17 protein-coding genes are annotated in these 19,747 nt (G+C 61.3%); 8 read left to right on the top strand and 9 right to left on the bottom strand.

Features of this window, described 5'->3' with window-relative positions; genetic code table 11:
- Position 1 precedes the first annotated feature (1 nt).
- The 6 genes from PMI25_RS07785 (at position 2) to PMI25_RS07805 (ending at position 5,409) form a co-directional block, all read left to right on the top strand.
- Entirely contained in the window at positions 2-934 is a 933-nt protein-coding gene (locus PMI25_RS07785) for an ABC transporter substrate-binding protein (protein WP_007968957.1), read from the top strand.
- Positions 931-2,835: a response regulator gene (locus PMI25_RS07790; RefSeq protein WP_007968958.1), complete on the top strand. Its 1,905-nt coding sequence runs from the start codon at positions 931-933 to the stop codon at positions 2,833-2,835. Before PMI25_RS07785 ends, PMI25_RS07790 begins: the two co-directional genes overlap by 4 nt.
- A 247-nt stretch (positions 2,836-3,082) precedes the next feature.
- The gene (gene fabA / locus PMI25_RS07795) at positions 3,083-3,598 is read left to right on the top strand and encodes a 3-hydroxyacyl-[acyl-carrier-protein] dehydratase FabA (RefSeq protein WP_003227150.1); all 516 of its coding nucleotides are present in this window, start codon (positions 3,083-3,085) and stop codon (positions 3,596-3,598) included.
- Positions 3,599-3,609: 11 nt separating this feature from the next.
- Positions 3,610-4,830, top strand: a complete 1,221-nt coding sequence (fabB, locus tag PMI25_RS07800; protein ID WP_007968959.1) for a beta-ketoacyl-ACP synthase I — start codon at positions 3,610-3,612, stop codon at positions 4,828-4,830.
- Positions 4,831-4,851: 21 nt separating this feature from the next.
- A complete protein-coding gene (locus tag PMI25_RS29760; protein ID WP_274519321.1) occupies positions 4,852-4,977 on the top strand; it encodes a hypothetical protein in 126 nt (41 codons plus the stop codon).
- Between the two features lie 243 nt (positions 4,978-5,220).
- Positions 5,221-5,409, top strand: a complete 189-nt coding sequence (locus PMI25_RS07805; protein ID WP_003227153.1) for a hypothetical protein — start codon at positions 5,221-5,223, stop codon at positions 5,407-5,409.
- Positions 5,410-5,578: 169 nt separating this feature from the next.
- Here PMI25_RS07805 and PMI25_RS07810 read toward each other — a convergent pair whose 3' ends face one another.
- The 8 genes from PMI25_RS07810 to PMI25_RS07845 all read right to left on the bottom strand — a co-directional run bounded on the left by PMI25_RS07810 (position 5,579) and on the right by PMI25_RS07845 (position 15,160).
- Entirely contained in the window at positions 5,579-6,121 is a 543-nt protein-coding gene (locus PMI25_RS07810) for a DUF2058 domain-containing protein (RefSeq protein ID WP_007968960.1), read from the bottom strand.
- Positions 6,122-6,147: 26 nt separating this feature from the next.
- Complete coding sequence (gene mazG, locus PMI25_RS07815; protein ID WP_007968961.1) at positions 6,148-6,981, bottom strand: nucleoside triphosphate pyrophosphohydrolase; 834 nt, start codon at positions 6,979-6,981, stop codon at positions 6,148-6,150.
- 107 nt (positions 6,982-7,088) lie between these two features.
- Positions 7,089-9,332 (bottom strand): GTP diphosphokinase, encoded by a 2,244-nt coding sequence (relA, locus tag PMI25_RS07820; protein ID WP_007968720.1) that lies wholly within the window; start codon positions 9,330-9,332, stop codon positions 7,089-7,091.
- A gap of 101 nt (positions 9,333-9,433) precedes the next feature.
- Entirely contained in the window at positions 9,434-10,810 is a 1,377-nt protein-coding gene (gene rlmD / locus PMI25_RS07825) for a 23S rRNA (uracil(1939)-C(5))-methyltransferase RlmD (protein ID WP_007968719.1), read from the bottom strand.
- Positions 10,810-11,712, bottom strand: coding sequence for a cysteine synthase CysM (gene cysM, locus PMI25_RS07830; RefSeq protein WP_045122014.1), 903 nt, complete (start codon positions 11,710-11,712; stop codon positions 10,810-10,812). Before cysM ends, rlmD begins: the two co-directional genes overlap by 1 nt.
- Before the next feature lie 109 nt (positions 11,713-11,821).
- Positions 11,822-12,844, bottom strand: coding sequence for a PDDEXK nuclease domain-containing protein (locus PMI25_RS07835; protein ID WP_007968716.1), 1,023 nt, complete (start codon positions 12,842-12,844; stop codon positions 11,822-11,824).
- 182 nt (positions 12,845-13,026) lie between these two features.
- Positions 13,027-14,451 carry a sensor histidine kinase gene (locus PMI25_RS07840; RefSeq protein ID WP_007968715.1) on the bottom strand — a complete coding sequence of 475 codons (1,425 nt, stop codon included), beginning with the start codon at positions 14,449-14,451 and terminating at the stop codon, positions 13,027-13,029.
- Complete coding sequence (locus tag PMI25_RS07845; protein ID WP_007968714.1) at positions 14,438-15,160, bottom strand: response regulator transcription factor; 723 nt, start codon at positions 15,158-15,160, stop codon at positions 14,438-14,440. The genes PMI25_RS07840 and PMI25_RS07845 overlap by 14 nt, the downstream gene beginning before the upstream one ends.
- Positions 15,161-15,377: 217 nt before the next feature.
- Here PMI25_RS07845 and PMI25_RS07850 point away from each other — a divergent pair, with 217 nt between their 5' ends.
- Positions 15,378-18,131 (top strand): response regulator, encoded by a 2,754-nt coding sequence (locus PMI25_RS07850; protein ID WP_007968713.1) that lies wholly within the window; start codon positions 15,378-15,380, stop codon positions 18,129-18,131.
- Positions 18,132-18,214: 83 nt separating this feature from the next.
- Positions 18,215-19,204, top strand: a complete 990-nt coding sequence (locus PMI25_RS07855) for a 2-hydroxyacid dehydrogenase (RefSeq protein ID WP_007968712.1) — start codon at positions 18,215-18,217, stop codon at positions 19,202-19,204.
- A gap of 12 nt (positions 19,205-19,216) precedes the next feature.
- On the opposite strand, the gene PMI25_RS07860 is transcribed toward PMI25_RS07855, so the two are convergent.
- Positions 19,217-19,654 (bottom strand): hypothetical protein, encoded by a 438-nt coding sequence (locus PMI25_RS07860; RefSeq protein ID WP_007968711.1) that lies wholly within the window; start codon positions 19,652-19,654, stop codon positions 19,217-19,219.
- Positions 19,655-19,747: the final 93 nt, after the last annotated feature.

The raw sequence follows: 19,747 nt of genomic DNA on the forward strand, positions 1-19,747 counted from the left end.
GGTGCGCTACGGCACGCTGAACAAGACGCCAACCCTTGGCCACTGGCTGGCCGGTGTCTGTCTGTTTTTGACCGCGTGGCTGCACGGCGTGGCGGTGCAAGCGGCCGACATTCTGTTGACCGGCGCCGAAGAAAGCCCTGGCGTGCAGGCCTTCGTCCAGGCATTAAGCGAGCTACGCCCCACTGACAACGTGCGGTTCCAGCCTTTGGCCAGCCTGCCGACGCCGGGCAAGTTGCCGGGCAACCTGCGAATGATTCTGCTCGACCTGCCCAGCCTCGACTGGCGCCTGCAGGAGTCCCAGGGGCCGGCGACGCTGGTGTTGCGCATCAGCCGATTGCAAGCGCGGCAACGCCTGGGTGGCGCACAACCGCCGCACTTGAGTCTGCTGTGGAGCGACCCGCCGCTGGGGCGGCAACTGCAACTGATTCGGCGGATTCTGCCGCAGGTGCGGCGGGTCGGCGTGCTGTTCGATCAGCACAGCGAATTTCTGCTCAAGGAGCTGCACCACGCCGCAGAACCGCTGAATCTGCAAATCGTCAGCCAGCGTTGGGACAACACCCAGGACAGTCGCCCGTTGCAAAGCGTGCTGAGAAACAGTGATGTGTTGCTGGGCCTCGACGATCCCGATCTGTACAACCCGAAAACCGCAAAAAACCTGCTGCTGAGCAGCTACTCCCGGCAGGTGGCGCTGGTCGGGCCGAACGCGGCGTTCGTGCGCGCAGGGAGCCTCGCCAGCACTTACAGCGATCAGCCTGACTGGCTGGCGATCCTCGACCAGTTGCTGGATCGCCCGCCGGCAACGTGGCCGCGCACGCTCTACCCCGATCGTTTCAAAGTTTCAAGTAATGCGCAGGTCGCTCGTTCACTGGGTATCGAGCCAATCGATGAAGTGTCTGTTGCCCGCCAGTTGGCTGAAGGAGAAAGCCACCCATGAATCTGCGTCGCCGCTGGGACATCAACACCCGCACGCAATTGATCAGCCTCGGCCCGGCCTTGCTGCTCACGCTGCTGCTGATCAGTTTCTTTACCTTCGTACGAATTCAGGATTTACGGCAGGAGCTCAATCACACCGGGCAACTGATCGCCAACCAACTGGCGCCCGCCACCGAATACGGAGTGATTTCCGGCAACAACGAAGTGCTGGAAAGCCTGCTCAAAGCGACCCTGGCCACACCCAACGTGCGTTTTCTGGAAGTGCAGGACAGCGCCAACCGGATTCTCGCCTACGTTGAGCAAGCCGCCGACGCGCACAACCGTCCGCATCAGGTCGAGGTGTTTCAGGCCCCGGTGCGCCTGCAACGGATCGCCCTCAACAGCGATTTTTTCCACGACGCCAAAGCCAGCAACAACGTGACCAGCGAGGACTATCTGGGCCGGGTGATCGTCGGTCTGTCCAACGATGCCTTCAGTCAGCGCCAACAGGAAATTCTGCTCAAGGCCGCAATTCTGGCTTTGTTTGCCCTGCTCTTCACGTTTGTTCTGGCGCGGCGCCTGGCCGGCAGCCTGTCGGCGCCGATCCGCGATATCGGCAACGCGGTCAAGGCGATTCAGCAAGGCGACTACAAGACCCCGCTGCCGATCGTCGATGACACCGAACTGGGCGCCCTGTCGCAACACATCAACAACCTCGCCCAGGCCCTGGAGCAGGCCAGCCGCGAACAGCATCAGGCGATGGCGCAACTGATCCAGACCCGCGAGGAAGCGGAAAAGGCCAACAACGCCAAATCCGATTTTCTGGCGATGATGAGCCACGAACTGCGCACCCCCATGAACGGTGTGTTGGGCATGTTGCAGTTGCTGGAAACTACGGACATGACCGAGGAGCAGATCGAGTACGCGGCGCTCGCGTCCGAGTCCACCGAACACCTGCTGAAAGTCATCAATGACATTCTCGATTTCTCGCGGATCGAACGCTCGGAGCTGGAGCTTGAGCACATTCCATTCAACCTCGCCGACCTGATCGGCGCGTGTGCCCAGTCGTTCCAGCACAGCGCGGTGCAGCGTGGCCTGGACCTGAACCTGCGGATTCCCGAGGACATGCGCGACTTGCAGGTGCAGGGCGATCCGACGCGGATCCGGCAGATTCTGGTCAATCTGGTGGGCAACGCGTTGAAGTTCACCGAGCGCGGCCGGGTCAGCATCGAGGCGCAGTGGCAGTCGCTGGATCACGAACTGCTGTGGTTCACCTGTTCGGTGCGCGACAGCGGCATCGGCATCTCCTCGGAAAGCCTGGAGTTGATGTTCAATGCGTTCCAGCAGGCCGACAGTTCGATTTCCCGGCGCTATGGCGGCACCGGCCTCGGCTTGCCGATCGCCCGCACCCTGGCCGAACGCATGGGCGGGACGTTACGCGCGCAAAGCGAAGAAGGCCTGGGGTCGGTGTTCACTCTGGAAATCCCGCTGGCCTTATATAAGCAGACGTTGCCGCAACTGGCGGCACCGCGTGCAGCCAATGGCAACGGGCATGGTGAGGGGCGCAATGTGTTGCTGGTGGAGGACAATCCGGTCAACCAGACCGTCATCGAAGCGATGCTGCGCAGCCTGGGCTTTACCGTCAGCGTCGCCACCGATGGCGCGCAAGCGGTGCGCAGCGCCGAAGGCAATGATTTCGAAGTGATTCTGATGGACTGCCGGTTGCCGATCATCGACGGCTACGAGGCGACCCGGCAGATCCGCCAACTGCCCGGACGCGGCGAGGTACCGATCATCGCGCTGACCGCCAATGCTTTGCAGGGCGACCGTGAAACCTGTCTTGCGGCGGGCATGAACGATTACCTGGCGAAGCCGTTCAAACGCAATGACCTACAACAGATTCTGCAGCGCTGGGTGCAGTAGTGACGGTTTTTCGACCATCTGCGACTGGCGTGAAAAGCGAAAGTGCGGCAGTCTTAGGCACCCGAACAAGCCTCAAAAGAGACTTGAATAAAAATTTCAGTGCACAAGTGTACATTCATGTCCTTGGTGCTGTGACTTTCACCACAACGCAATAGTCTATGAGTAGGCTGCCGGTACGAGGCATGAACGCGTCGATCGGCCGGGAAGTTTTGCCCCACCTGCCGCATGGGATTATTGAGGAGCTCGCATGACCAAACAAAACGCCTTTACTCGGGAAGACCTGCTGCGCTGCAGTCGCGGTGAGCTGTTCGGCCCAGGTAACGCGCAACTGCCCGCCCCGAACATGCTGATGGTGGATCGCATCACCCTGATCAGCGAAGAAGGCGGCAAGTACGGCAAAGGTGAATTGGTCGCCGAGCTGGATATCAACCCTGACCTGTGGTTCTTCGCGTGCCACTTCGAGGGCGATCCGGTGATGCCGGGCTGCCTGGGTCTGGATGCCATGTGGCAACTGGTCGGCTTCTTCCTGGGCTGGCAAGGCCTGCCGGGCCGTGGCCGTGCGCTGGGTTCGGGCGAAGTGAAATTCTTCGGCCAGGTCCTGCCGACCGCCAAGAAAGTCACCTACAACATTCATATCAAACGCGTCCTCAAGGGCAAGCTGAACCTGGCCATCGCCGACGGTTCGGTGACTGTCGACGGTCGCGAAATCTACACCGCCGAAGGCCTTCGCGTCGGCGTGTTCACCTCCACTGACAACTTCTAAGGGTTATTCGCATGCGCCGCGTCGTTATCACTGGTCTGGGCATTGTTTCGTGCCTGGGCAATGACAAAGAGACCGTCTCCGCTAACCTGCGTGCAAGCCGCCCTGGCATCCGGTTCAACCCGGAATATGCTGAAATGGGTCTGCGTAGCCAGGTTTCCGGCTCCATCGACCTCAACCTTGAAGAACTGATCGATCGCAAGATCTATCGTTTCGTCGGCCACGCAGCGGCTTACGCCTACCTGGCCATGAAAGACGCGATCACTGACTCCGGCCTGACCGAAGAGCAGGTGTCCAACCCGCGTACCGGCCTGATCGCCGGCTCGGGCGGCGCGTCGACTCTGAACCAGATGGAAGCGCTGGACATCCTGCGCGAGAAAGGCGTGAAACGCGTTGGCCCATACCGTGTAACGCGGACCATGAGCAGCACCGTTTCCGCGTGCCTGGCCACGCCGTTCAAGATCAAGGGCCTGAACTACTCCATCGCTTCTGCCTGCGCCACCAGTGCTCACTGCATCGGTACCGCCATGGAACAGATCCAGATGGGCAAGCAGGACATCGTCTTCGCCGGTGGCGGTGAAGAAGAGCACTGGAGCCAGTCGTTCCTGTTCGACGCGATGGGCGCCCTGTCCAGCAAGCGTAACGACACCCCGGAACAAGCCTCCCGCGCCTACGACGCCGACCGTGACGGTTTCGTCATCGCTGGCGGTGGCGGCATGGTCGTGGTTGAAGAGCTGGAACACGCGCTGGCCCGTGGCGCCAAGATCTACGCCGAAATCGTTGGCTACGGCGCAACGTCCGACGGCTACGACATGGTTGCCCCAAGTGGCGAAGGCGCGATCCGCTGCATGCAGATGGCAATGTCCACCGTCGACACCCCAATCGACTACCTGAACACCCACGGCACCTCGACTCCGGTCGGCGACGTCGCGGAAATGAAAGGTGTGCGTGAAGTATTCGGCGACAAGGCTCCTGCGATCAGCTCGACCAAGAGCCTGTCCGGTCACTCCCTGGGCGCCGCCGGCGTTCACGAAGCGATCTACTGCATGCTGATGATGGAAGGCAACTTCATCGCCGGCTCCGCCAACATCGACGAACTGGACCCTGAAGTGGCCGATCTGCCGGTGCTGACCAAGACCCGCGAAAACGCCACCATCAACACCGTGATGAGCAACAGCTTCGGCTTCGGCGGCACCAACGCCACGCTGGTGCTGAAGCGCTGGGAAGGCAAGTAAGTCCCCGCTGCAGAGCCACACATGAAACGCCCCGACTGGTTCGGGGCGTTTTTTTGGCCTGTAGAAAGTCGCGAAAACACCACCGATCCCTGTGGGAGCTGGCTTGCCAGCGATGACGTCAGCACAGGCAATATCTATGTTGTCTGAAACACTGCTATCGCTGGCAAGCCAGCTCCCACAGGAATCCCGGTTTGCTCAGGAGATGAAACTTCTGTCATGAAACTTCCCACCCTGCGACCGAATGTCGCGGATTACGCGGGCTGCAGCACTGTTGCAAAAACCGCAACAACACCTTGCGCAAATCAAGCGTTTACCTAGCAAGCTAACAAATCATATAAAAGAGTCCTGCACACGCCTTGCTGCAGATAACTTGAGATTTGGAGCTAGCAGATGACTGTAAAAGTAACTGAACGCGACGATTCACACATGTCCCATGAAGGTGTAGCCGCCGGTGTACGGATCTGGGATGTGCATCAACAAGACTTGCTGGTCGGCATGTTCCACAACGAGATCGACGCCCACAACTACAAGGCCGAACTCGAACTGCAAGAACAGCAACGTGATCTGAAATCCGCTTAGGCGAATATTGAACCTGTGGCGAGGGGGCTTGCTCCCGCTGGGGGCGCGGAGCGGTCCTGTTCTTTAACTCAAGAGCAGGGGCCTGCTACGCAGTCTAGCGGAAGCAAGCTCCCTCGCCACAGGTGCAAGCTCCCTCGCCACAGTTTGTCGTTGTTACAGCTTTATCGGTTTACCACATCAGGTCATCAGGGATCTGGTAGGCCGCGTACGGATCGTCCTCTGCATTGACCTCTTCAGTCTGCACGTTGAGCTGGACGATGCGCTGCGGGTCGCGCTCCTGGATCTTCAGGGCCGCTTCACGGGGGATCACTTCGTAGCCGCCGGCATGGTGCACGATCGCCAGCGAACCGCTGCTGAGCTTGTTGCGCATCAGCGTGTTGACCGAGATGCGCTTGACCTTCTTGTCGTCGACGAAGTTGTAGTAGTCCTCAGTGGTCAGCTTCGGCAGACGCGAGACTTCGATCAACTGCTTGACCTGTGCGGCACGGGCCTTGGCCTCGGCTTTCTCCTGCTGCTGGCGGTTCAGCTCCTGGTCGCGCTTGACCTTCTCGGCCATGGCTTCCTGAGCGGCGCGCTGCTGCGAATCATCCAGCTCGGCCTGCCCTTTGTGGGCCAGACGCTGTTGCTTCTGCTTGTCTTTGCTGACCTGCTTGGCCTGCTTTTGGTTGACCAGACCTGCTTTGAGCAACTGGTCGCGAAGGGAAAGGCTCATTAATGCTTACTCACTTGGGCAACGGCTCAGCCGCAGCTGGGCAAATTCTTTTCCTGACGTTTGGCTTCACCCCACAGGGCGTCCAACTCTTCGAGGGTGCAATCTTCCATGGGACGACGGGTGTCGCGCAATGCCTGTTCGATAAAACGGAAACGTCGTTCGAACTTGCCGTTGGCGCCACGCAGCGCGGTTTCCGGATCGACCTTCAGGTGCCGGGCCAGATTGACCACGGAAAACAGCAGATCGCCGATCTCGTCGGCCACCGCTTGCGGATCGTTTTCGGACATGGCTTCGAGCACTTCGTCGAGCTCTTCGCGCACTTTGTCCAGCACCGGCAACGCATCCGGCCAGTCGAAACCGACCTGCCCGGCACGCTTTTGCAACTTGGCCGAACGCGACAGTGCCGGCAGCGCGGCAGGTACATCATCGAGCAGTGACAGTTGCTCGGGCACGGCAGATTTTTCGGCGCGCTCTTCGGCCTTGATCTCTTCCCAGCGCTGCTTGACCTGCTCTTCGCTCAAGCGTGGTACGTCCAGCGGCGCATACAGATCGCCGGTGGGGAACACGTGCGGATGGCGGCGGATCAGCTTGCGGGTGATGCTGTCGATCACCCCGGCGAATTCGAAGCGCCCTTCTTCCTTGGCCAACTGGCTGTAATAAACCACCTGAAACAGCAGATCGCCCAGTTCGCCCTGCAAGTGATCGAAGTCGCCCCGCTCGATGGCGTCGGCCACTTCGTAGGCTTCTTCGAGGGTGTGCGGGACGATGGTCGCGTAGGTTTGCTTGATGTCCCACGGGCAACCGTACTGCGGGTCGCGCAGGCGGTTCATCAGGTGGAGCAGGTCTTCAAGACTGTACATACAGAATCTCACTCAACCTTGTAGGAGCTGTCGCAGGCTGCGATCTTTTGACTTTGTTTTCAAGATCAAAGGATCGCAGCCTGCGGCAGCTCCTACAGGGGACCGCGTTAGGGAGTACGGTTACGCCGCGTCTCGATGATGTTCGGCAACTGCGAGATCCGCCCCAGCAATCGTCCCAGCGCATCCAGCCCGGGGATCTCGATGGTCAGTGACATCAGCGCGGTGTTGTCTTCCTTGTTCGAGCGGGTGTTGACCGCCAGCACGTTGATGCGCTCGTTGAGCAGCACCTGCGAGACGTCACGCAGCAGACCGGAACGGTCGTAGGCGCGGATGACGATGTCCACCGGATAGGTGAGCACCGGCACCGGGCCCCAGCTGACCTGGATGATCCGCTCCGGCTCGCGCCCGGCCAGTTGCAGCACCGAGGCGCAGTCCTGACGGTGAATGCTCACGCCACGACCCTGAGTGATGTAGCCGACGATCGCGTCGCCCGGCAGCGGCTGGCAGCAGCCGGCCATCTGCGTCATCAGGTTGCCGACACCCTGAATCTGAATGTCGCCGCGCTTGCCTGGCTTGTAGCCAGTGGCTTTGCGCGGGATCAGCTCCAGCTGTTCGTTGCCGCGTTCCGGCTCGACCAGTTGCTGCGCGAGGTTGACCAGTTGCGCCAGACGCAGGTCGCCGGCACCGAGGGCGGCGAACATGTCTTCGGCGGTTTTCATGTTGGCCTTTTCGGCCAGCTTGTCGAAATCCACCGCCGGCAGACCGAGGCGATTGAGTTCGCGCTCGATCAGGGTTTTACCGGCCGCGACGTTCTGGTCACGGGCCTGCAACTTGAACCAGTGAACGATTTTCGCCCGCGCCCGCGAGGTGGTGACGTAGCCCAGGTTCGGGTTCAGCCAGTCGCGGCTCGGCGTACCGTGCTTGCTGGTGATGATCTCGACCTGTTCACCGGTCTGCAGGCTGTAGTTGAGCGGCACGATCCGCCCGTTGATCTTCGCGCCACGGCAGTTGTGACCGATTTCGGTGTGCACGCGGTAGGCAAAGTCCAGCGGCGTCGCCCCCTTCGGCAAATCGATGGCGTGGCCGTCGGGGGTGAAGATGTACACCCGATCCGGTTCGATATCGACCCGCAGCTGTTCGGCCAGACCACCGATATCGCCCAGCTCCTCGTGCCACTCGAGCACCTGACGCAACCAGGAGATTTTCTCTTCATAGTGGTTGGAGCCGGATTTGACGTCGGTGCCCTTGTAGCGCCAGTGCGCGCAGACGCCGAGCTCGGCCTCCTCGTGCATCGAGTGCGTACGGATCTGCACTTCGAGAACCTTGCCTTCCGGGCCGATTACCGCGGTGTGCAGCGAGCGGTAGCCGTTCTCTTTCGGGTTGGCGATGTAGTCGTCGAATTCCTTCGGGATGTGCCGCCACAGGGTGTGGACGATGCCGAGCGCGGTGTAGCAGTCGCGCATTTCCGGCACCAGCACGCGCACCGCACGCACGTCGTAGATCTGGCTGAATTCCAGACCCTTGCGCTGCATTTTGCGCCAGATCGAATAGATGTGTTTCGCCCGGCCGCTGATGTCGGCGTCGACGCCGGTGGCCTGCAATTCGTCCTTGAGCTGGGTCATCACATCACTGATGAACCGCTCACGGTCCAGCCGCCGCTCATGGAGCAGCTTGGCGATCTGTTTGTATTGATCGGGTTCCAGGTACCGGAAGGACAAGTCCTCCAGTTCCCACTTGATATGACCGATGCCAAGTCGATGCGCGAGCGGCGCATAGATGTCGAAAACTTCCCGGGCGACGCGGTTGCGCTTCTCGTCATCGGCGGTTTTCACCGCACGAATGGCGCAGGTACGTTCGGCCAGTTTGATCAGCGCGACGCGAACGTCATCGACCATCGCCACGAGCATCTTGCGCAGGTTTTCCACCTGGCCCTGAGTGCCCATCACCATCGACTGGCGCGGGCTGAGGCTGGCACTGATCGCCGCCATGCGCTGCACGCCGTCGATCAGCTTGGCCACCACCGGGCCGAAGCGCTGGCCGACGGCCGCGAGCTCGATCTGGCCTTCGCGCACGCCGCGATACAGCACCGCCGCGACCAGCGAATCCTGATCGAGTTTGAGGTCGGCGAGGATCTCGGCGATCTCCAGTCCCGTGCTGAAACTGCCGGAGCCTTCGGCCCACAGATTCTTCTTGGCATTGGACTGCTGTTCGGCCTCGCGAGCGAACTCGCAGGCTTCTTTCAAGGCTTCGCGATCCAGCGCCATGTCGACACTGACCGCGTGATCGAGCCAAGCCTCGAGATTGATACTACCGTCGGTGTTGATCGGCTGGTGTGCTCTCACCTGTACCATGCTGCTTTACCTTCCCTACGACGCAGATTCAATGCGTCAAATCGCTGACCCTCAACGCCCGTATGCGCTCGCGGGGCTAAAGCGAGCGCCGCCCGGACAGGTCAGACGGATTCAGACGAGCCTTCCTGGCTCGCTTCAAATAACGCCATGGCCTCGACATGCGCCGTCTGAGGAAACATATCGAGAATCCCGGCACGTTTTAACCGGTAGCCCTGCTTGATCAATTCGACCGTATCGCGCGCCAGAGTTGCAGGGTTGCACGATACATAGACCAACCGTTTGGCACCCAGGGTCGCGAGCTTGCGCACCACCTCGAAAGCACCGTCACGCGGTGGGTCCAAGAGTACCGCAGAAAAGCCGTTTCCGATCCACTGAGCATCGGTCAAAGGCTGGGATAAATCGGCTTGAAAAAACTTTGTGTTATGCAAATTGTTGCTAGCGGCGTTCGCGGCGGCACGGTCGACCATGGCCTGCACGCCCTCCACCGCCACCACTTCGCGCACGCTTTTGGCCAGCGGCAAGGCGAAGTTGCCCAGACCGCAGAACAGGTCGAGTACGCGCTCGTCACCGCTCGGCTTGAGCCAGTCCAGCGCCTGCGCCACCATCGCCTCGTTGACCCCGGCGTTGACCTGGATGAAATCCCCCGGCCGCCAGGCCAGATCCAGACCCCACTGTTCCAGGCGATAACCCAGCGCCTGCGTGGCATCCACCGGTTGCGGCTCGCCTTCGCCATGCAGCCACAGTTGCGCTGCATGGAACTGGCAGAAATCCTTGAGGATCGTCAGGTCGGCTTCCGACAGCGGCGCCATGTGGCGCAACAGCACCGCCAGCGACGAACCACTGAACAATTCGACATGCCCCAGCGCCTGCGGCTTGCTCAAACGACGGAGCATCTCCGGCAAACGGGTCATGATCGATTGCAAGGGCTGTACCAGCACCGGGCATTCATTGATGGCGACGATGTCCTGACTGCCGGCGGCGCGGAAGCCAACTTCAAGCTGCTTCGCCTTCATGTCCCAGCGCACGGCAATCCGTGCGCGGCGGCGATAGCCGAATTCCGGGCCGGTCAATGGCGCTGCCCATTCTTCTGGCGCGACGCCGGCAACCTTCGACAACTGCTCGGCGAGCATGCGCTGTTTCAGGGCAAGCTGTTCGGTGTGGGGCAGATGTTGCACGCTGCAACCACCGCAACGACCGGCGTGCTGGCAGGCGGCCGGGCGACGCAACTCGCTGGCCTTGAACACGCGCTCGGTGCGCGCCTCGACCACTTTGCCGTGGGCACCAAGCACCCGCGCCTCGACCTCTTCACCAGCAAGGGCGCCGAGGACGAACCAGGTTTTGCCTTCGAAAAACGCGATGCCGCGACCGTCATTGGCCAGGCGCTCGATGCTCAAGCGCTGTTTTTTGCCGGTCGGGATCTGCGCGGCCTTGCTGCCGCCGGTGGGCTGGAAGCGCAGGCCTCTCTCGTGCCTGGCCATCAGTTGGGCGCGTCGAAAATGCCGGTCGACAGATAACGGTCGCCACGGTCGCAGATGATCGCGACGATCACCGCGTTTTCAACTTCTTTGGACAGGCGCAGCATCGCTGCCACCGCACCGCCCGAGGACACGCCACAGAAGATGCCTTCTTCGCGGGCCAGACGCCGGGTGACGTCTTCGGCCTCGCTTTGCGCCATGTCGACGATGCGGTCGACGCGGTCAGCCTGATAGATCTTCGGCAGGTACTCTTGCGGCCAGCGACGGATGCCGGGAATGGCCGAGCCTTCCATCGGTTGCAGCCCGATGATCTGCACGCTGTCGCTCTGCTCTTTCAAGTAGCGCGAGACGCCCATGATGGTGCCGGTGGTGCCCATCGAACTGACGAAATGGGTGATGCTGCCCTGGGTCTGACGCCAGATTTCCGGACCGGTGGTGGTGTAGTGCGCTTCCGGGTTGTCGCCGTTGGCGAACTGATCGAGCACCTTGCCACGGCCTTCGGCTTCCATCCGCTGGGCGAGATCGCGAGCGCCTTCCATGCCCTCTTCCTGGCTGACCAGAATCAGCTCGGCACCGTAAGCGGTCATCGCCGCCTTGCGCTCGGCGCTGGAGTTGTCCGGCATGATCAGGATCATCTTGTAACCCTTGATCGCGGCGGCCATGGCCAGCGCAATTCCGGTGTTGCCCGAGGTCGCTTCGATCAATGTGTCGCCAGCGTGAATCTGCCCGCGCAGTTCGGCACGGGTGATCATCGACAGCGCCGGACGGTCCTTGACCGAACCCGCCGGGTTGTTCCCTTCGAGCTTGAGCAACAGAGTGTTGCTGGTGGCACCGGGCAGGCGCTGCAAACGCACCAGCGGAGTGTTGCCGACGCAATCGGCGATGGTTGGGTACTGCAGGGTCATGGCGTATTCGCAATCCAGACGTGCGGGGGCGCCTATCATACCGGCAAACGTTCGCAGGCCATATCACGCAAAGTGCGGTGCTTATGGTTTCTGGGAATAAGCAGAGAACTCAGCCTTCCTCTTGCCCTGCGACATTCATCGCATAGAACTCGTGCAATTTGGCTTGCAGCAATTGTTTGTCTGGTAACTGCACCTGATATTCCGCGATCAGTGCCGCAGACAGGCTGCGATTGAGGGCATATTCGACTACCTCGTCCTCCTTGCTGGCGCAAAGCAATACGCCGATGGCCGGATTCTCGTGAGGCTTGCGAACGCCGCGATCCAGCGCTTCAAGGTAGAAATTCAGCTTGCCCAGATATTCAGGCTCAAAACGTCCGACCTTGAGCTCGATGGCGACAAGACAGTTGAGCCCACGATGGAAGAACAGCAGATCAAGGGCGAAATCACGACCGCCAACTTGCACCGGATACTCCGAACCGACGAAGCAGAAATCGCGCCCCAACTCGATCAGAAATTCCTTCAGTCGCCCCAGCAAACCTCGATGCAGATCGGTTTCGGCGTGCACGCCGGGCAGATCGAGAAACTCGACCATGTAGGCGTCACGGAAGATTTCGAGCGCAGCGGGATGAGTCTGTTTGAGGACAGCAGAAGCCTTTGCTGGCTGGGTGACACTGCGCTCGAAGAGCGCAGCCTTGAGCTGGCGTTCGAGTTCGCGCTTTGACCACTTTTCCTGAATCGCCATGCGGACGTAGAACTCGCGTTCTTCTGGACGTTTGCTTTGGCTGAAAATGATCAAATTGTGAGACCAAGACAATTGTCGCACCAGTGGTGCGACTTTTTCTTCAGCGTGATAAGTCTCGTAGAACTGGCACATGCGGAACAAGTTTGAACGGGTAAACCCACGCAGCCCTGGCTGCGTTCGAGCCAGATGTTCGGCCAGTTGCCTAACCACCGCATCGCCCCACTCAGCGCGAGCGATCTTGCGACTGATGTAACCCCCCACCTGCCAGTACAACTCGATCAGTTGAATATTTACTGCCTGCACGGCTTGCTGCCTGGCGTTCTGAATCAGCGCCAGTACTTCATTGAAACGGTTATCGGAGGCATTGCCGGGGATGTCAGCTGCAGTCATGACCAGTTCCTTGAGGACGAGCGGAGCCCCGAGAATAAACGGTCAAGGACGGGTTAAAACGTCGATAAAGTCCTTTAGGAAAGGTCGTACAAAAATACGCGAACCCTCCCGCATGGGCTGACAGCGGTGAGGCGAAATTCCCCATCGCGAGCAGGCTCACTCCTACAGGAGATCTGCGTTGTTCACACGATCGGCGGCGAAACGAGTTCCAGTGCAGGAGCGAGCCTGCTCGCGATAGCATCAGTCGATGCGACATCATCGTCAGCCACCAGGCGCAAATTCAGGCGCAACCCCGCCCCGGCATTCTCCGCCCACAACATCCCGCCCTGACGCTGCACCGCATTCCTCGCAATGCTCAGCCCCAGTCCAAACCCGCCATCCCCCGGGCGCGAGCCGTCGAGGCGGGTGAAGGGTGAGAAGATCCGCTGCAGATCGCCCTCGGCCACGCCGCCGCCCTGATCCTCCAGCCATAAATGCCAGTAATCGCCGTCACGCCGTCCATCGAGGCGCACGATGCCGCCCTCGGGCGAATGACGGATGGCATTGCGCAGAATGTTCTCCAACGCCTGAGCCAAAGTATTGAGGTTGCCGCGCACCCAGCACGACGCCGGCACCGCACACTGCAATTGCAGGCTCGGCCAGCCGCTTTCATAACAGGCATTATCGGTGAGCATCTCCCACAGCGCCTGAATCTGGATCGCTTCGTCCGGCAACGGCGCACGCTCGGTGTCGAGCCACGCCAGTTGCAGGGTGTCTTCGACCAGCCGTTGCATGCCGTCGACTTCACGGCCGATGCGTTCGCGCAGTTGCAACAGATCCTGCTCGCTCTCACTGGCCACCCGCAGCCGACTCAACGGCGTGCGCAGCTCGTGGGACAAATCACGCAGCAGTTGCTGTTGCAGGGCGACGGTGGATTGCAGGCGTTCGGACATCGAGTCGAAAGCCCGCGCCAGCTCGCCGAGTTCGTCCGGGCGCTGGGTGATGCCGCTCGACAGGCGCACATTCAATTGATCGGCGCGCCACGCATTGGCCTGCTCACGCAGGTTGTTCAGCGGCACCACCAGCAAGCGATACAGGCCGACACACAGCAGCAAGGTGAACAGCCCCGGAATCACCCCGTTAGTGATCACCCGCCAGAACACCCGGTATTTCCCCGGCAGGAATCGTTCGGGCAACTCGATCACCAGACTGCCGGCAGACGGGTCCAGCGGAAACGGCACCCGCAGCCACGGCCGGCCCTTCTTGTGGATCGGCCAGTCGAGGCCGCGCAAAAAGGTCAGGTGCTGGATTTCCTGTTCATTCAGCGGCTCGCTACTCATCGACTGCAGATTGCGGTCGATCACCCCGACCCATGCGGCTTCGCGCAGCTCCATGCTCTGCAACCAGTTATCGACCCCGTCACGCTCGCCGCGTTGCCACGCCCGCTCGGCTTCGCCGGCATAGCGACTCAGCGTGCCGCGTGCCTCGTCGGAGAGGAACTGGTTGCGCTCCTCCATGTAACGGCCCCACGACCAACTGAGCCAGATCATCAGCAGACAGAACGCCACCAGCAGACACGCCAGTTTCCAGAACAGCGAATGCCGTCCCGGCAGGTCAGAGACTTTCATCGGACGCACTCAGCACATAACCCTTGCCCCACACCGTGCGCACTTCCCGTTCGGTGTAACCGATGGCCTTGAGTTTGCGGCGGATCTGGCTGATGTGCATGTCGAGGCTGCGGTCGTGGGCCGCGTAGCCGCGCTGCAAAACGTGCTGATAAAGGAACGCCTTGCTCAGCACTTCTTCGTCGTTGCGATTGAGGATTTCCAGCAAGCGGTATTCGCTGCGGGTCAGGCCGGCGGCTTGCGCGTTATAAAAGACTTCGCATTGTTCGTCGTCGAAACGCAGCGCGCCGTGGATCGCCGCCGGTGCAATGGCTGCCGGGCGCCGATCCAGCGCCACCCGGCGCAAGATCGCTTCGATCCGCACATGCAACTCGGCCATGCTGAACGGTTTGGGCAGGTAGTCATCGGCGCCCAGACGAAAGCCGCTGATGCGATCGGCCTCGGCGCCCAGCGCCGACATGAGCAGCACCGGTGTCGAATGGCTTTGACGCAATTGCGTCAGCACCTTCAGGCCGTCGAGCCCCGGCAACAGAATGTCCATCAGCACCACGTCGAACGGCTGGTGACGCGCGATGTTCAGCCCCTCTTGACCGTTCTGGCACCAGGTCACCGCAAAACCGCTGCGGCCCAGATGTTCGTGAACGTAGGCGCCCAGCACCGGGTCGTCCTCGATGGCAAGAATGCGTGGCGAATCGATGGAGACAAGAGTCATGAGTATCTGCAAATAATTCTCAGTTGGCCGATTATTCAAGATTGCCCGCCATCGGGCAACCCAAGGTTGACCTGCCGGACAAACGAACCGTGACCTGCTGACCGATGCCGAGATGATTTTTCCGAAGATTGCCTGCCTGCAAATCGCTACACTGCGCCCATGTCGCGTGCCGGATGCACGTGCGAGTCAACAGTTCAGCGGGATGCAGGAGATGGGTGTGCTCAAGAAACTGGGAATCAAAGGTCGCGTATTGTTGCTGACCCTGTTGCCGACCAGCCTGATGGCGTTGGTCCTCGGGGGCTATTTCACCTGGATGCAACAGTCCGATCTGCAGACCCAACTGATGCAGCGCGGTGAAATGATCGCCGAGCAACTGGCGCCGCTGGTTGCGCCCGCCATGGGCCAAGGCAACACCGATCTGCTCGAACGCATCGCCACTCAGTCTCTCGAACAGCCTGACGTGCGCGCCGTCACCTTCCTCGCCCCCGACCGCACACCGCTGGCGCACGCCGGCCCGACCATGCTCAATCAGGCGCCCAGCGGCGACAGTGCACAACTGCAACGGCGCAGCGGCAATGACGCCACCCGCTATCTGATGCCGGTATTCGGCAAGCATCGCAACCTTGCTGGCGACGTGATCCCGCAAGAGTCCGAGCGCCTGCTCGGCTGGGTCGAACTGGAGCTGTCGCACAACGGCATGCTGTTGCGCGGTTATCGCAGCCTGTTTGCCAGCCTTTTGCTGATCGCCGCTGGCCTGGCCGGCGCGGCCCTGCTCGCGTTGCGCATGGGCCGCACCATCAACCGCCCGCTGAGCCAGATCAAACACGCGGTCGCCCAGCTCAAGGACGGTCATCTGGAAACCCGTCTGCCACCGCTCGGCAGTCAGGAGCTGGACGAATTGGCCTCGGGCATCAACCGTATGGCCGGCACGCTGCAGAACGCTCGCGAAGAACTGCAGCACAGCGTCGATCAGGCCACCGAAGACGTGCGGCAGAATCTGGAAACCATCGAGATCCAGAACATCGAACTGGATCTGGCGCGCAAAGAGGCACTGGAAGCGAGCCGGATCAAATCCGAGTTCCTCGCCAACATGAGCCACGAGATCCGCACCCCGCTCAACGGCATTCTCGGTTTCACGCATCTGTTGCAGAAAAGCGAATTGACGCCGCGCCAGCTCGACTATCTGGGCACTATCGAAAAGTCTGCCGACAGCCTGCTCGGGATCATCAACGAGATCCTCGACTTCTCGAAGATCGAGGCCGGCAAACTGGTGCTCGACCATATCCCGTTCAACCTGCGCGACCTGTTGCAGGACACTCTGACGATTCTGGCGCCGGCGGCCCACGCCAAGCAGTTGGAGCTGGTGAGTCTGGTCTATCGCGACACGCCGCTGTCGCTGGTCGGCGATCCGCTGCGCCTGAAACAGATCCTCACCAACCTGGTCAGCAATGCGATCAAATTCACCCGCGAAGGCACCATCGTCGCCCGCGCCATGCTTGAAGAAGAGCATGAAGACAGCGTGCAGTTGCGCATCAGCATTCAGGACACCGGCATCGGCCTGTCGAGTCAGGATGTGCGCGCGTTGTTCCAGGCCTTCAGTCAGGCCGACAACTCGCTGTCGCGCCAGCCCGGCGGAACCGGTCTGGGGCTGGTGATTTCCAAGCGCCTGATCGAACAGATGGGCGGCGAAATCGGCGTCGACAGCACCCCGGGCGAAGGCTCGGAGTTCTGGATCAGCCTGAGCCTGCCGAAAGCCCGCGACGACAGCGAAGACCTGCCCGCCCCGCCGCTGCTCGGCCGGCGTGTGGCGGTGCTGGAAAATCACGAACTGGCGCGTCAGGCGCTGCAGCATCAATTGGAAGACTGCGGCCTCGACGTCACGCCGTTCAATACCTTGGAGAGCCTGACCAACGGTGTCACCGGCGCGCACCAGACCGATCAGGCCATCGACCTTGCGGTGCTCGGCATCACCAGCAACGACATGCTCCCGGAGCGCCTGAACCAGCACATCTGGGATCTGGAACACCTGGGTTGCAAAGTGCTGGTGCTGTGCCCGACCACCGAACAGACGCTGTTCCATCTCTCGGTGCCCAACCCACACAGCCAGCTCCAGGCCAAACCGGCCTGCACGCGCAAATTGCGTCGGGCGCTGGCGGATCTGGCCAATCCGCGCCAGCCGCGCAACGAGCCGGGCGAACCGCTGTCGAGTCGCGCACCGAAAGTGCTGTGCGTCGACGACAACCCGGCCAACCTGTTGCTGGTGCAGACGCTGCTCGAAGACATGGGCGCCAAGGTGCTTGCGGTGGAAAGCGGCTACGCGGCGGTCAAAGCGGTGCAGAGCGAGTCCTTCGATCTGGTGCTGATGGACGTGCAGATGCCGGGCATGGACGGACGCCAGACCACCGAAACCATCCGCCAGTGGGAAAGCGAACGGCATTGCACGCCGCTGCCGATCGTCGCCCTCACCGCCCACGCCATGGCCAACGAAAAACGCGCCCTGCTGCAAAGCGGCATGGATGACTACCTGACCAAACCGATCAGCGAACGGCAACTGGCGCAAGTGGTGCTGAAATGGACCGGTCTGGCCTTGCGCAATCAGGGGACGGAGCGGGCCAGCGACAGCGCGGCGGGCGCCAATGAGTTGCCGGTGCTCGACCACGAAGAAGGCCTGCGTCTGGCCGCCGGCAAGGCCGATCTGGCGGCGGACATGTTGGCCATGCTGCTCGCCTCGCTGGAAGCCGACCGCGAAGCGATTCGCGCCGCCAGTGAAGCGCGTGATCAGAACGCATTGATCGAGCGCGTGCATCGCCTGCACGGCGCGACCCGGTATTGCGGCGTCCCACAATTACGCGCGGCCTGTCAGCGCAGTGAAACCCTGCTCAAACAGGGCGATCCCAAAGCCGTGGCGGCGCTGGAAGAGCTGGAGCGGGCGATCAATCGCCTCGCGACCCAAGCCAGGATCAGCGCCTGATCCACGGCAATGCCGGCAACGGCATCCGCCGTTAAAGTGGTGGCCGTCAACGCTGACTCGCCACCCCGTTCCAGGAGGAATTCATGCGCACGCTCGTTTTCAGCAGCCAGACCTACGACCGCGACAGCTTCCTCGCCGCCGCCTGCCCGGCCGGGATAGAACTGCACTTTCAGCCGGCCCGGCTCAGTCTCGACACCGCTGCTTTGGCCGACCAGCATGAGGTGGTCTGCGCCTTCATCAACGATGACCTCAGTGCGCCGGTGCTGGAGCGCCTTGCCGCCGGTGGCACGCGGCTGATCGCCCTGCGCTCGGCGGGTTACAACCATGTCGATCTGCTCGCCGCGAAACGCCTCGGGCTGGCCCTGGTGCGGGTCCCGGCCTACTCGCCGCATGCGGTGGCCGAACATGCGGTGGCACTGATTCTGGCGCTCAACCGGCGCCTGCACCGCGCCTACAACCGCACCCGCGAAGGCGATTTCACCCTGCACGGCCTGACCGGTTTCGATCTGGTGGGCAAAACCGTGGGGATTGTCGGCACCGGGCAGATCGGCGCGACGTTCGCGAAAATCATGCACGGTTTCGGTTGTGAATTGCTGGCCTTCGACCCGTATCCAAACCCCGAGGTGGTGGCCTTGGGCGCCCGTTACCTGAGTCTGCCGGAGCTGCTCGCGCAGTCACGGATCATCAGCCTGCACTGCCCGCTCAACGCGCAAAGCAAACACTTGATCAACCGCGAGTCACTGGCACACCTGCAACCGGGGGCGATGCTGATCAACACCGGCCGCGGCGGCCTGGTCGACACGCCGGCGCTGATCGACGCCTTGAAGGACGGCCAGCTGGGCTATCTGGGACTGGATGTGTATGAAGAGGAGGCGCAGCTGTTTTTCGAGGATCGCAGCGACTTGCCGTTGCAGGACGACGTGCTGGCGCGGCTGCTGACCTTCCCGAATGTGATCATCACCGCGCATCAGGCGTTTCTGACTCACGAGGCGCTGGGCGCGATTGCCGCGACCACCCTGCACAACATCGCGACCTGGGCCGCAGGCGCGCCGCAGAACCAGGTCGAGGGTTGAAGGCTTGCCGGTTTACTTCGGCGACAGCGACGAGGCCAGGATCAACAGCGCCAGCCAGCCAAAACCGAAAAAGCGCTGCTTCATCGAGTGGCCGTTACGCAGCAGGAACCAGACAAAGACCATCGGCAACAGAAACACCATGATTTTCAACCAGCCTTCCACCGGACGCGAACCGTCGGCGTTGGCTTGAAGTTGAGGTGCGGGTTCCGGTTGCCGACGACGGCGACCGAGCGCCGCCGGTGAAACTCGCGGCGCCGGCTCAGGAGCTGCTGGCGGGATAAACGCCTCAGGCACGGATTTGTTGCGCGGCAGGCTGCCAAATGAAATCGTCGCGGCGGCTTGCGCCGGTGTGTGCGGGTGTTGCTGCGCCATCGGAGCACCACAATGAATGCACGCCTTGACTTCAGAGCTGATGCTCCGCTTGCATTCATAACATTCGATCAGCGCCATGTTCCGTTCCCTCAGAGTGAAGGGCGGCAGTTTGCCATGAGCGCCAACCGATTTGAACCGGATCGAAGGTCGCACACGTACGCCATCCTGTAA

This window comes from Pseudomonas sp. GM30 (genome assembly GCF_000282275.2).
GTDB lineage: Bacteria > Pseudomonadota > Gammaproteobacteria > Pseudomonadales > Pseudomonadaceae > Aquipseudomonas.

Bases quoted from the DNA above. Each gene is read 5' to 3' on its own strand.
- relA (WP_007968720.1), bottom strand. From the start codon at position 9,332: ATGGTACAGGTGAGAGCACACCAGCCGATCAACACCGACGGTAGTATC.
- PMI25_RS07845 (WP_007968714.1), bottom strand. From the start codon at position 15,160: ATGACTCTTGTCTCCATCGATTCGCCACGCATTCTTGCCATCGAGGAC.
- PMI25_RS07840 (WP_007968715.1), bottom strand. From the start codon at position 14,451: ATGAAAGTCTCTGACCTGCCGGGACGGCATTCGCTGTTCTGGAAACTG.
- fabA (WP_003227150.1), top strand. From the start codon at position 3,083: ATGACCAAACAAAACGCCTTTACTCGGGAAGACCTGCTGCGCTGCAGT.
- PMI25_RS07855 (WP_007968712.1), top strand. From the start codon at position 18,215: ATGCGCACGCTCGTTTTCAGCAGCCAGACCTACGACCGCGACAGCTTC.
- rlmD (WP_007968719.1), bottom strand. From the start codon at position 10,810: ATGGCCAGGCACGAGAGAGGCCTGCGCTTCCAGCCCACCGGCGGCAGC.
- fabB (WP_007968959.1), top strand. From the start codon at position 3,610: ATGCGCCGCGTCGTTATCACTGGTCTGGGCATTGTTTCGTGCCTGGGC.
- cysM (WP_045122014.1), bottom strand. From the start codon at position 11,712: ATGACCCTGCAGTACCCAACCATCGCCGATTGCGTCGGCAACACTCCG.
- PMI25_RS07835 (WP_007968716.1), bottom strand. From the start codon at position 12,844: ATGACTGCAGCTGACATCCCCGGCAATGCCTCCGATAACCGTTTCAAT.
- PMI25_RS07805 (WP_003227153.1), top strand. From the start codon at position 5,221: ATGACTGTAAAAGTAACTGAACGCGACGATTCACACATGTCCCATGAA.
- mazG (WP_007968961.1), bottom strand. From the start codon at position 6,981: ATGTACAGTCTTGAAGACCTGCTCCACCTGATGAACCGCCTGCGCGAC.
- PMI25_RS07790 (WP_007968958.1), top strand. From the start codon at position 931: ATGAATCTGCGTCGCCGCTGGGACATCAACACCCGCACGCAATTGATC.
- PMI25_RS07810 (WP_007968960.1), bottom strand. From the start codon at position 6,121: ATGAGCCTTTCCCTTCGCGACCAGTTGCTCAAAGCAGGTCTGGTCAAC.
- PMI25_RS07860 (WP_007968711.1), bottom strand. From the start codon at position 19,654: ATGGCGCTGATCGAATGTTATGAATGCAAGCGGAGCATCAGCTCTGAA.
- PMI25_RS29760 (WP_274519321.1), top strand. From the start codon at position 4,852: ATGAAACGCCCCGACTGGTTCGGGGCGTTTTTTTGGCCTGTAGAAAGT.